At 40.8% G+C, this 12,312-nt stretch carries 13 protein-coding genes and 3 riboswitches; of the genes, 1 reads left to right on the top strand and 12 read right to left on the bottom strand.

The window, feature by feature from the left end; translation table 11 throughout:
* Window positions 1–7: 7 nt before the first annotated feature.
* On the bottom strand, window positions 8–379 hold the full coding sequence (locus HMPREF3057_RS06320; RefSeq protein WP_000935056.1) for a cupredoxin domain-containing protein: 372 nt from the start codon (window positions 377–379) through the stop codon (window positions 8–10).
* A gap of 10 nt (window positions 380–389) precedes the next feature.
* A complete protein-coding gene (locus HMPREF3057_RS06315) occupies window positions 390–785 on the bottom strand; it encodes a CopY/TcrY family copper transport repressor (RefSeq protein WP_001167199.1) in 396 nt (131 codons plus the stop codon).
* Between the two features lie 183 nt (window positions 786–968).
* Window positions 969–1,067, top strand: a riboswitch (TPP riboswitch).
* An 83-nt stretch (window positions 1,068–1,150) separates the two neighbouring features.
* Here HMPREF3057_RS06315 and thiD point away from each other — a divergent pair.
* The gene (gene thiD / locus HMPREF3057_RS06310; protein WP_000221724.1) at window positions 1,151–1,942 is read left to right on the top strand and encodes a bifunctional hydroxymethylpyrimidine kinase/phosphomethylpyrimidine kinase; all 792 of its coding nucleotides are present in this window, start codon (window positions 1,151–1,153) and stop codon (window positions 1,940–1,942) included.
* A gap of 46 nt (window positions 1,943–1,988) precedes the next feature.
* Here the strand turns inward: thiD and thiE are convergent, their stop codons facing one another.
* The 10 genes from thiE to HMPREF3057_RS06260 all read right to left on the bottom strand — a co-directional run.
* On the bottom strand, window positions 1,989–2,621 hold the full coding sequence (gene thiE, locus HMPREF3057_RS06305; RefSeq protein WP_070696917.1) for a thiamine phosphate synthase: 633 nt from the start codon (window positions 2,619–2,621) through the stop codon (window positions 1,989–1,991).
* Window positions 2,614–3,417 carry a hydroxyethylthiazole kinase gene (locus tag HMPREF3057_RS06300; protein WP_070696915.1) on the bottom strand — a complete coding sequence of 268 codons (804 nt, stop codon included), beginning with the start codon at window positions 3,415–3,417 and terminating at the stop codon, window positions 2,614–2,616. The genes thiE and HMPREF3057_RS06300 overlap by 8 nt, the downstream gene beginning before the upstream one ends.
* Window positions 3,417–3,941 carry an energy coupling factor transporter S component ThiW gene (gene thiW / locus HMPREF3057_RS06295; RefSeq protein ID WP_001244058.1) on the bottom strand — a complete coding sequence of 175 codons (525 nt, stop codon included), beginning with the start codon at window positions 3,939–3,941 and terminating at the stop codon, window positions 3,417–3,419. Before thiW ends, HMPREF3057_RS06300 begins: the two co-directional genes overlap by 1 nt.
* Window positions 3,942–3,944: 3 nt before the next feature.
* The gene (tenA, locus tag HMPREF3057_RS06290; RefSeq protein WP_049490326.1) at window positions 3,945–4,637 is read right to left on the bottom strand and encodes a thiaminase II; all 693 of its coding nucleotides are present in this window, start codon (window positions 4,635–4,637) and stop codon (window positions 3,945–3,947) included.
* 10 nt (window positions 4,638–4,647) lie between these two features.
* The gene (locus tag HMPREF3057_RS06285; RefSeq protein WP_000241360.1) at window positions 4,648–5,298 is read right to left on the bottom strand and encodes an energy-coupling factor transporter transmembrane component T; all 651 of its coding nucleotides are present in this window, start codon (window positions 5,296–5,298) and stop codon (window positions 4,648–4,650) included.
* A 1-nt stretch (window position 5,299) separates the two neighbouring features.
* Window positions 5,300–6,685, bottom strand: coding sequence for an ATP-binding cassette domain-containing protein (locus tag HMPREF3057_RS06280; RefSeq protein WP_049479433.1), 1,386 nt, complete (start codon window positions 6,683–6,685; stop codon window positions 5,300–5,302).
* Complete coding sequence (locus HMPREF3057_RS06275) at window positions 6,686–7,246, bottom strand: ECF transporter S component (protein ID WP_000915275.1); 561 nt, start codon at window positions 7,244–7,246, stop codon at window positions 6,686–6,688.
* A 159-nt stretch (window positions 7,247–7,405) separates the two neighbouring features.
* Window positions 7,406–7,494, bottom strand: a riboswitch (TPP riboswitch).
* Between the two features lie 123 nt (window positions 7,495–7,617).
* The gene (locus HMPREF3057_RS06270; protein WP_070696913.1) at window positions 7,618–8,286 is read right to left on the bottom strand and encodes a TenA family protein; all 669 of its coding nucleotides are present in this window, start codon (window positions 8,284–8,286) and stop codon (window positions 7,618–7,620) included.
* A 216-nt stretch (window positions 8,287–8,502) separates the two neighbouring features.
* A riboswitch (TPP riboswitch) is annotated at window positions 8,503–8,591 on the bottom strand.
* A gap of 148 nt (window positions 8,592–8,739) precedes the next feature.
* Window positions 8,740–9,876, bottom strand: coding sequence for an L-lactate oxidase (lctO, locus tag HMPREF3057_RS06265; RefSeq protein ID WP_000120742.1), 1,137 nt, complete (start codon window positions 9,874–9,876; stop codon window positions 8,740–8,742).
* 326 nt (window positions 9,877–10,202) lie between these two features.
* On the bottom strand, window positions 10,203–12,312 hold a 2,110-nt coding region (locus HMPREF3057_RS06260; RefSeq protein WP_070696911.1), incomplete at its 5' end, for a restriction endonuclease.

Here is a 12,312-nt window from a genome sequence, read left to right as displayed (position 1 = left end):
TCTCCTCCTACTCTACAATCATCTTGCCGTGCATCATGTTCATACCACATGCAAAGCCAAACTCTCCAGTCTGCTCAGGTGTGATTTCCACTACATACTCTTCACCCATAGGCAAGTCCGCATGCACACCAAAATCTGGAAAGACGATCTGATCTAGACAGGGTGAAGGGTCCTTGCGGTCAAAGACAATGCGGGCTGGCACTGATTTTTTAAGAATAATCAACTCAGGCGTATAGCCCCCCATGACTTCCACTCGGATCTCTTGGTAACCCTTTTTTTGCTGGGCCTTTTGTCCAGATTTTTCAGGCTTTTTGAAAAACCAAAACAAGATAAACGCGATAAGGGCAATACAAATAATGGTTACAATACTATTTAACATGACGTCTCCTTTACATACAATTACATCTTACTTCTGTTACAGCGCTTGATTTCTTCTTAGAAATCACAGCTTCTAAGTCTTCCAAGTCAGCCAAAGTGAAATCACATTCCACAATCAAATCAGCCAACAAGTTCTTAATCCTACGAGAACAAACCTTGTCTTTGATATCTTGGACAAGCAAGTCTCGACTCTGGTCCAGAGTTAAAAGGGCTGAATAGACAAAGAACTTGCCTTCTTTTTTCCTTGTCAGACACTCTTTCTCAACCAAACGAGCCAAAAGAGTTTGAATGGTCGACTTGGACCAGTCGAACCGCTCCGCCAGAACCCTGATCAAATCCGTACTGGTCTGCTCTCCTTGCATCCAAATAATCTTCATGACCTGCCATTCTGCATCTGAAATCTGCATAATCACACCTCCTAAATCTACATTTGTCGATTACAGTTATTAGTATACTCTCAAAATCTACATTTGTCAACTATAATTTTTATTATTTTTTCGAAAAATAGAATTCTAATCCTGTAACGAGAGATTTGCAGTCAAATTTCACTATATAAACTATAAAAATATGCTATACTGTAGAAAAAAGAAAACAACCACTAGGGGTGCGTAAAGCTGAGATTAACGACTGTTAGATCCCTTTGACTCAATCTAGGTAATGCTAGCTGATGGAAGTGGAAATGATAATGAGGACTAGCTAGTCTTCTATTTCCTTCCAAAACAGACTAGCTTGTTCTTGAGAATACAAACTTCAGTTGGTTGGGAGGTTTTAGATGACTTATTTACCCGTTGCTCTAACCATTGCAGGAACTGACCCTAGTGGCGGTGCTGGCATTATGGCTGATTTGAAGTCATTCCAAGCGAGAGATGTCTATGGAATGGCCGTTGTCACCAGCCTTGTCGCTCAAAATACCAGAGGTGTTCAATTAATCGAGCATGTCTCCAACCAAATGCTGGAAGCTCAATTGGAGAGTGTCTTTTCGGATATCAAACCTCAGGCTGTGAAAACTGGTATGTTGGCAACTACTGAGATCATGGAGATCATCCAACCCTACCTTAAAAAGCTGGACTGTCCCTATGTGCTGGACCCTGTTATGGTCGCTACGAGTGGGGACACCCTGATTGATACCAGTGCGAGAAGCTTCCTAAAAACAAACCTACTTCCCCTTGCAACCATTATCACTCCCAATCTTCCTGAAGCAGAAGAGATTGTTGGTTTTTCAATCCATGATCCAGAAGACATGCAGCGTGCTGGTCGCCTGATTTTAAAAGAATTTGGTCCTCAGTCTGTAGTTATCAAAGGTGGTCATCTTGAAGGTGGTGCCAAGGATTTCCTCTTTACCAAGGAGGAACAATTTGTCTGGGAAAGTCCACGAATTCAAACCTGTCACACCCATGGTACTGGATGTACTTTTGCTGCAGTGATTACGGCTGAACTAGCCAAGGGGAAGACCCTTTATCAGGCAGTCGATAAGGCCAAGGCCTTTATCACAAAAGCCATCCAAGACGCCCCTCAACTCGGTCATGGTTCTGGCCCAGTCAACCATACAAGTTTTAAAGATTAAGAAAAACTCTCTAGTTCCCACTTTAAGGGAATTAGAGAGTTTTTGATTAGGAAATCATGTCATCCAGCTTTGTTAAAAATGCTTGCGTTTTTGCCTCTATATCTTCTGCCTGCATCAAATCACGAACAACGGCTACTCCAGCTATGCCAGTTGCAGCAAGTTGGTCAATATTCTCTGACGTCAAGCCTCCAATAGCAACTACTGGAATGGCGACCATTTGGCAAATGGTTTTCAAGGTTGAAATCAAGGTGATAGGTGCATTTTCTTTGGTAGTTGTCGGGAAAATAGCTCCTGTCCCCAAGTAATCTGCACCCGATGTTTCTGCTTCAAGAGCTCTTTTTACTGTTTTAGCTGTGACACCGAGGATTTTGTCAGGACCCAAGACTTGGCGGGCAACGGAAACTGGTAGCTCATCGTCGCCAATATGCAGACCTGCAGCATCTACTGCAAGACAAACATCCAAACGATCATCGATAATCAAGGGTACCTGATAGGCATCTGTTATTTCCTTGACTTGTTTTGCCAGTTGATAGTATTGATTGGTAGTGAGGTTTTTTTCTCGTAGTTGGATGATGGTAACACCTGAACGGCAGGCCGTCTCAACTTTTTCAAGAAAGCTTTCCAAGGAATCTTGGTAGCGATTAGTTACCAGATATAGTCTGAGTGCTTCTCTATTCATAAAGGTCTCCTTTAATAGCATCTAGCCAGTTTTCATCTCTTTTTAGGAGAGAGAGCTGATTGAGAACTTGGTAACGAAAACCTTCCAATCCCATTCCTTGAACAAGAATTCTCTCAGCAGCGATATTGAGATAAGAAACTGCTAGGCAGGAAGCTTCAAAGGCAGTCTTTCCTTGGCTGAGAAAAACGGCTGTCAAGGCACCAACCAGGTCTCCTGTCCCTGTTATCCAGTCTAATTCTGCACAGCCATTCCTCAATACAGCAACTTGATTTTTCGAAACGATAAGGTCCTTGGGACCCGTGACTAAGAATGACATACCAGGATAAAGCTGACACCAGTCTTTCAAGACTTGGAGCAAATCCTCAGTTTCTTGATCTTTAGCACTAGCATCAACCCCAACTCCGTGATGTTTTAAACCAACAAGACTTCGGATTTCCGACATATTTCCTTTAAGGACCGTGGGATTGTATTCTAAAAGATCTGTGACTAGGTCCTTACGAATGGATGAAGCTGCTACGCCAACCGCATCTACTACCATTGGGAGACCAGCTTGAGCTGCATAAGTAGCTGCCATGCGGATTGCTTTCTCCTTCTCGGCTGACAAATGCCCCAAATTGATAAAGAGGGCTTGACTTTGCTTAGTAAAATCAAGAACTTCACGAGGGTCATCTGCCATGACAGGTTTGCATCCTAGAGCCAAAATGCCATTAGCCAGCATCTCACAGGAAATCTCATTGGTGATGCAGTGAATCAAGGAACTGGTTGCCAGAGGGAAAGGATTTGTAAATGCCTGCATCAGTCTATCCTTTCTCCAAAGAAATATCCCTGCACTTTTTTAAAGAATTCCTGCTTGATTAAAAATCGAAAGGCAAGAAAAGCTATGGCTGTACCAATCAAGGTTGCTCCAAAAAATCTAGGAGTGTAGATAAACCAGCTAAGCTTGGCCGCAGATCCTGTAAAGAGAACCATGACAGGATAGGAAACAATGGAACCGATAATCCCTGTTCCCAAGATTTCTCCTAGAGCAGAATAGCGAAATTTCCGACCATACTTATAAAAGAGACCTGCAAGGAGGGCTCCAAAAGTAGCTCCTGTTAGGGCCAAAGGGGGAATACCTTGAGTCGTCATACGGATAAAGGCTGTGACTGTAGCCATGACCAAGGCATAAACAGGTCCCATCAAAATTCCTGCAAGAATGTTGACTACACTGGACATCGGTGCCATCCCTTCAATTCGAAAGATGGGTGTAAGAACTACGTCAAGGGCAATCATCATGGATAAAATGGTTAATTTGTGAACTTGTAGTTGGTGGTTTCTCATTTTCTATTTCTTCTCTGTTTCTAAGGACTGCAAATCACTCGTCCAGGTTTGATGTTGGTAAGCCATCTCCCAAAACTTGGCTTCCATGTGGACACTTCTTTGGAAGGCCTCTAGCATTTTTTGTTTGTCTGTCTCGTCGCTTTCTTGATAGAGTTGATTGACCAGCTCTTCTTCCTCTTTAACCTGCTGTTCTAACTCATCGGTGATATAGGTTTCAATCCACTGTTGATAAAGAGGATTCGGGGATGGTTTGCGATTAAGTTCCTTGCCTAAATCATGGTATAACCAAGGACATGGAAGTAAACTAGCAAAAGCAATGCCCAAATTTGACTCTGCAAATTGCCGATAAATATGCGAAATGTAATGATAGCAAGTCGGAGCAATCGGTTGCTCGTCCATCTCCTGGTCACTGATTCCCAATTCCTTAAAAAATTGTTGGCGAATAAACAACTCACCCTCCACTAGACTCTGGGCATTTTGTTTCAAGAGTCTTTTCATCTCCTCGTTTGAAGTCTTATCAGCCAAGAGGTGATAGGCTTCTGAAAAAGACTTCAGATAGTAGGCATCCTGAATCAGGTAATAGCGGAAAATAGAAGGTTCTAAATTCCCCTCTTGTAACTGTAAAACAAAGGGGTGATGAAAGGAAGCCTGCCAAGCTTCCTTGGATAATTCCATCGCAATATCTGTAAATTCCATAATAACTCCTTTATAGAAATAGGCTGGTTTGAAGCAATAAAAAGAAAAGTAGGTAGATCAATTTTGTCCTCTGAGAAATATAAAAAGTCCGATAACTATTCTCCAACTGTGCATGCTCGTCATATCCATGCGCAGATAGAGCTCTCAGGTAAAGATGGCGCCACCTAAAGACTGTCATCAGAACCTTACTGTAAATCAGGGGAGACCAAACATGCAATTTTTGACCACGCAATAAGCAAGCTTCCTTGAGGGACTTGATTTCTTGTTGAATGAGGGGAAAGGCATTGAATACCACAATTAAGGCATAGGCCCAAGACCGTGATAACCCCTTTTGAGCCAAGTACAAGAGAAGCTCTTTTAAGGAAATACTGGAAACAAAGACAAGACCGATACAAACCGTCACAAAGGCCCTCGTTCCAAGTATCATTGCCTGCGAAGCATCCCCATGTAACTGTACTGCCCAGTAATTGGCAAAAGATGGTAAAATGGCGAGCACAAGCATCCAAGCCAACAATTTAAATCGACGGTAGTAGAGCATGAAGAGAATGCAAAATGCGACTACTGAAAGATTAAGAGCAATCGAAGGAATGAAAGATGTTTCCAAGGATAAAATTAGAAAGAAGAGACCGATTATCGGTGTCTGGGTTGCTACTTTGACCATACTACTTCACCTCCCCTTGAGTATTGATACTCCGAGATGTGAGAGGTTTGCTGATGGTCACGTCTTTAATATGACGGAGACCCTCACTAGTCATCTCAATCCAATAATCGACCACAGAAATCAAGGGATCTAAACGATGGCTAATGATCAAAAAACTTCTCCCTTGATTTCTGTCCTCCAGAATCCACTGACAAAAATAGGCGCAGGCTCTATTATCTAAACCAGCAAAAGGTTCATCTAGTAAAATCACAGAAGCCTTGCTGGTCAAGATGGTCAAGAGCTGAAGAATCTTTTGTTGGCCACCACTTAATTGATAGGGACTCTTATCAAGCGCCTGCTCCAGATCAAAATATCGTAAAGCTTGTAGAATTCGCTGATTTCTTTCCGAGTCTGAGCTATCTAATTGAAGTTCCTCTCTCAGACTGACTCGGATAAATTGCTTCTCAGCTTCCTGAACGACACCCGTCAGGTCACGATACAGACTCTTTTTCTTTTTTAGGACCGAACCCTTCCAAGTAATGCGCCCTCTATACTTTTGAAATTGAAGAATGGAACGAAAGAGGGTTGATTTCCCAACACCATTATCACCTAGGATACAGGAAATTCCTTGGTAAAACGTGAAATCAGCAATCGAAAAGAGGGGACGATTACCCAGCTCACAAGTCACACGATCCATATGGAATAGTTCTAGGCTAGAGGCAACTTCCTTTGAAGCAACCTGTGTCATTTCAGAGCAAGGGATTTGAAACACCTCCCTTAACTGGCCGTCTCTTAGCTCCACCATATGGTCGATATAGGCTTCATAGTCTGATAAATCATGGTCACACAGGATGACTGTCTTCCCATCAAGAGCCAACTCTTTTAGAATCTCCAATATCTCCAGCCTACTCTTTCGATCAATAGAAGCGAAGGGCTCATCCAAGAGATAGACCCTAGGATTCATGGCAAAGAGAACCGCCAGCGCAGCCTTTTGCTTTTCCCCACCTGATAGGTGATGAATGGGACGGTTCAAGATTGCCTTACAGCGACATTGCCGGACCACCTCTGCTATTTTAGCATCAATTTCCTGAACGGGATGCCCAATATTTTCCAAGGTAAAAATCAGCTCCTCAAACAAGTTTTCCATGGTGAATTGATGATTGGGATTTTGAAAGAGAATGCCAACCGTCTGGACACGTTCGATGATAGAAAGCTGACTGACCTGACTCCCATCTATCAGGACTTGACCACTATAGGGAAGAGAACTGACTTGGGCAATGACTTGAAAGAGACTCGATTTTCCTGAACCACTGCTCCCAACTAACAAGGTAAAGGCTTGCCCATGAAAAGTAAAATCAATCGGCTCTGAGAAGATTGGGGACTGAATCTCCCGTAATTCCAGGCCCATCTATGCCTTTCCTCCAGCTGCAAACTGATGATAGAGTTTGACAATGGCACGAACCAAAATGGTACAGAAGAAAAAGACGGAAATAAAACGCACCACCAGCAAGGAAAGGACAAAAGGAAGGGAGAAGGCGTAGTAACCTAACTTAATGTATTCATAGACAAAACTAACAAGCGTAATCCCAATACTATTAGCAGTTAGAGAGAGCCAACTTTCATAGCGATTCTTGGTTACGATAAAACCAAGTTCACTTCCCAAACCTTGAACCAAGCCAGACAAAAGGGCACCTAGACCGAATTGACTACCATAAAGGACTTCAGCAAGCGCAGCTAGCACTTCTCCAATCGTTGCGCTTCCTACTCTTGGAACAAATATAGCCGCAATGGGCGCAGCCATACACCAGAGACCAAAGAGGATTTCATTGGCAAAGGCCTGCAAACCAAGAGGGGCCAAGATCAGGGTGAGGATATCAAACAGATAGCCTGACCCCACAAAAACGCCACCAAAAAAGATAGACAAGAAAGCAAGTAAGATAACATCTTTTAATTGCCATTTTTTCAACATAAAAAACTCCTTTTTTTAAAGAAAAGTGGGACATTCAAGGTGAGCTACCAAAAGGCTTGCCGTCAAGCCTATCCTCTTTTGATAAACAAAAAAACTCCAATTACAAACGAGAATTAGAGTTTAGCTTACAAGATTAGACAGTTCTTTTCGACATACGAAAAAAACCTTTTCACATTTCCCTTCGCCAGTCTTAACTGTATCAGGTTCAATGGGTATCATCTCAGCCTAAAGCACCCCAAATGTCTTTATTATTTAATTACTGGACCAGTATAACAGAAATTGAAAGCACTAGCAAGATATTTGACCGGAAAATATATTTATATAGTTTGTTTGTTACTTCTTTTAATCTACATAAAAGGATTGAATTTATCCTATAATTCATAACCGATATCAAAAAAGGCTAATTCCAAAGCAACTGCTTGATTCCAGCGTTGCTGAAGTTCTGTCAAATCTTCTCGATTTTTCCCGACACGATTAAGTTCATCAACCAGAAATTGAACCCACTCTGTAAAGAAAGGACCTCTGTGGAGATTGACCCATTCTAAATGAATATAGGCTTCAGGTAGAGCCAAATCTTTAGAACCCCAGTCTAAATAGAGACCTTCTGCAATGACCAGCATGACCAAAAGATGAGCATAGTCTGATGAAGTCACAGCAGAATACATTAGCTCCTGAAACGCTTTTGTTATAGGGTGCAAGGTCACTTCTAGATAGTCATTCTCTGCTACTTTTAACTCTTTGAAAGCCTTTTGGAAATAACCATCTTCATCTGCTTCAAGAAAGCCTAATTGCTTGGCAAAACGAAGTTTGGATTCAAGCTGGTCTGCGTGAGCTACACAGGCACCCAGCATGGATAAGAAGGCATCAAAGAAATGATAATCCTGAATCAGGTAGTCTTTAAAGACCTTATTCTCAATTGTCCCCGCAAAAAGTTCCTTAACAAAACGATGATTGATTGCAGCCTGCCAATCCTTCTGATTGCTTTTTAATAATTCTCCAACGGTCAAACCCGGCTCAAATGCATAGTCTTGTGTTTCCATATTTACTTTTCCTCTCTTTACTCGTTCGTAATCAACAAAATACCAAGAAAATCCTAGTTTTACTTGACCTTTTTAAAGAAAAGTGGGGCATTCTAGGAGAGCTACCGAAAGACTTGCCGTCAAGCCTATCCTCTTTTGATAAACAAAAAAACTCCAATTACAAACGAGAATTAGAGTTTAGCTTACAAGATTAGACAGTTCTTTTCGACATACGAAAAAAACCTTTTCACATTTCCCTTCGCCAGTCTTAACTGTATCAGGTTCAATGGGTATCATCTCAGCCTAAAGCACCCCAAATGTCTTTATTATTTAATTACTGGACCAGTATAGCAAAAAATGAAAGCCCTAGCAAGATATTTGACCGAAAAATATATTTATATAGTTTCTAATAACGATTGAATCTTTCTATACACGAAGAAAAACCTCCACATCAGGTGGAGGCCGTCTTCTTTATCAATACAATTTTAAGTCACGTGGGTCAACTGGGAAGGTTGGATTGTATGGGTTGTGACGGAGTTTGAAATGTTTGACATCCTCAATAGTCTGAGTTCCAGATAACTGCATGACTGTCTTCAATTCTGCATTCAAGTGCTCAAAGACTTGACGCACACCAACACTACCACCGAGAGCCAAACCATAGATCACAGGGCGACCAATAGCTACCAAGTCTGCTCCTGAAGCCAAGGCTTTAAAGACGTGTTGACCGCGACGAACACCAGAGTCAAAGACAATTGGCACACGTTTATCAACTGCTTCTGCTACTTCTTGAAGTGAGTCAAAGGCAGCTGGCCCACCGTCGATTTGGCGACCACCGTGGTTGGTTACCCAGATACCAGAAGCACCTGCGGCAAGCGAACGTTCAACGTCCTCACGGCATTGAGGCCCCTTGACATAGACAGGAAGTCCTGAGTATGTAGCGATAAATTCGACATCACGTGGAGACAAGCGTTGTTTAGCTGATTTGTAAACAAAGTCCATGGATTTTCCAGCACCTTCTGGCAGGTATTCCTCAACAATCGGCATGCCAACTGGGAAGACAAAACCATTGCGCTTATCGACCTCACGATTCCCCCCTACAGTTGCATCTGCCGTCAAGACAATCGCTTTGTAGCCTTCAGCCTTCACACGGTCCATGATATGGCGGTTAATTCCATCATCCTTACTAAAGTAAAATTGGAACCAATGAGGTGTTCCTTGAAGAGCTTCCGTAATTTCTGGAAGGTCAACGGTAGAGTAAGAGCTGGTTGTATAAAGAGAACCAAATTCATGCACACCACGCGCAGTAGCTACTTCCCCCTGCTCATTTGCCAATTTATGAGCCGCAACAGGTGCCATAATAATTGGTGAAGATAATTTTTCACCTGCAAATTCAATCTCTGTACTTGGATTTTCAACATCACAAAGCGTATGAGGAACGATGAGTTTGTGGTTAAAGGCACGGATGTTCTCGCGTAAAGTGAAAGTATCCTCTGCTCCACTAGCGATATAACCAAAGGCAGCTTTAGGAATGACTTGTTGCGCCATTGGCTCCAAATCATAGGTGTTAATAAAATCTACAGGTCCTTCTGCATTGCTTGTTTTATATGACATAAAGTGTCCTCCTTATTAAGTAAGCGTTTACTTTATCTTACATTAACTATCTTACTTCTTTTTCAGAATTTTTTCAAAAATTTTGTCTGGAAATTTCAAACTGATTATCTGAATATGCCCCAAAAAAGAGAGGACTCTCATTCTACCATTATCCTATATTCATCTTACCTTTAGAAACCTTTGTTTTATTGCCCACATATAAAAAATCAGATAATCCTAGTGACTACCTGATTTTTTATGTTTTATAATCTATCTAATAAAACTACTATTGGAATTATTGAACAAAATACTTTCACATAGTAAATTATTATCGAGAAATCATCATACTATTTCACTAAGCCCAGCAACTCCTCATAACTAGAAACAACGCCATAAATATATTGATCACTAATTAGTCCCGCCTTAACTAAAGCTTTAAAATGAACACGAGCACAATCGATTTTACCTTTTTCAGATTGTTTTAATTGAAGACTAGACATAGAACCCTTGGTTTCTGCTACAAAATAGATATGCTTTACACTACCTTCTCTAAATGCTATCGCCCAATCAGGATTGTAATCTCCAAGAGGTGTAGAAATTTTAAACTTCCCAGGTAGTTTTACATATACTCGAACATCCTCATACTGCTCTAAGGATTCTTTAAACTTACGCTCGATATCTGAATCCACCTTTACAAAGTTATAGATTCCCTTCGTAGATTCCAGCAAATGATCATCCGAAAGTTTCGCTGTTTCTGCATTATCGTAGAATAAATCCAAATCGTATTCATCTTCTAAAATATTGTATTGAATATGCTTGATTATTTGAGCTGCTTTTTGCTCATTAATCAACTTCGATACTTTTAAAATAAATTCTTCTGGGTTTTGTTTGAACTTTTCAAACTTATCAACTTTAATCTTACTCAGAATTTCTGCTACTACTTTACGAGTTAGACCTGTATGATCTGCTACTTCTCCTAACAAATCATACTGAGTCGCAATTTGACTATTTTCGATATACTCCTGAGAACGAGCATTTTCTCCAACATCTAGTTTCAAACCTTCTTTTGTCATTTGATCTGCACTGGCTTGGGTAATATTGTACACTGGTTGACTGACCACTAGCTTCTCATTAATATAAGCAACAGACTGCTCTATTAGCTCAGTATCATCAAAAGTAACTTGATAAGCTGTTTTACGATTAATCTGATTCCAAAGTGACAAGAATTCTTTTCGAGCGATATTTTCTTTATTTACTTCCTCAGAGAACTGCACTGTTGTATTGTTTGCATTTTCGATCTCATATTTTCCAGGCTGGTAGATACTTTCAAGTACTTCAACAACTTGTTTCTCAAAGCCAGGAAGTGTATCTGATAAGTTCAACTGATTATTTTCCTTGTCAGTAAAATAATTTGCAGTCAGTTGACCTTTCTTATCAATATAACCCAGACTGATCAAATCATACTGAATGGACTCTGCCTGTTCTTTGGTAATTCTGATCTTTTCTCCTGCTTCGTTTTCAATTACTTTATTTTCAAATAAGGCAACATCGACTTTTACAGGACGATCTGCTAACAGCTCTTTTAACTCTGCTTGTAAACCACGCGCAAATTGGTCATAGCTTTCATTGGCAATAACTGTCAGTTTATTAATTTCATGGACTTCATTCCCTAGGTGTTCCAAGTCTTGACGCACTCCATCTTGATCCACTGCTAAACGCATTCCACGACCAATTTCTTGTCGTTTTCGAGTCTCTGCTGAAGACTGCTTGAGAGTACAGATTTGAAATACATTGGGATTATCCCAACCTTCTTTTAAGGCTGAATGCGAGAATAGAAAGCGCACAGGTTCCTCAAAACTCAACAAACGTTCTTTATCTTTCATGATTAAATCATAGGCATCTTTATCGTTTGATGAGTTGCTTTTCTTTTCACTAGCAGATTTATAATCCACAAATACCGTCTTATCTGACTTTTTCACTTTATCGACTGAAAAGTAACCCGCATGAACTGCATTGCCATCAAGATGAGATTCCAAATAACGATAATAAGAAGAGGGTTCTTGAGTCTGTAAGAATTGTCTAACTTGACTTTCATACTCATTTTCAAAGATTTGAGCATACTCCCCATTGTGAGGATCATTTTGTGCATCATATTGCTTATATTTTGCAACCTCATCAATGAAGAAAAGAGAAAGAACCTTAATTCCACGATTATAAAGTCTACTTTCTTTCTCTAGGTGACTCTTAATGGTCTCACGAATTTGAATTCTCCGCATACTCGACTCATCGACTTCACCCATGACCTCTCCAACATATAATTCCTGCGTCGCACCGACCTGGATTTTATTGTCTCTTGCGTTAAATTGACTCAACGTCATGCCTTGATAGGATGCCAGATTACCCGATTCAGCATATAGATCAAAAGGGTCTTCAACGATTCTTGTTTTACGTTTCACG

The sequence above is a fragment of the Streptococcus sp. HMSC072D05 genome (genome assembly GCF_001815805.1).
Taxonomy (GTDB): Bacteria; Bacillota; Bacilli; order Lactobacillales; family Streptococcaceae; genus Streptococcus.
The sequence above is the reverse complement of the archived record's forward strand: the minus strand, read 5'-3'. Positions and strand labels throughout refer to the sequence as shown.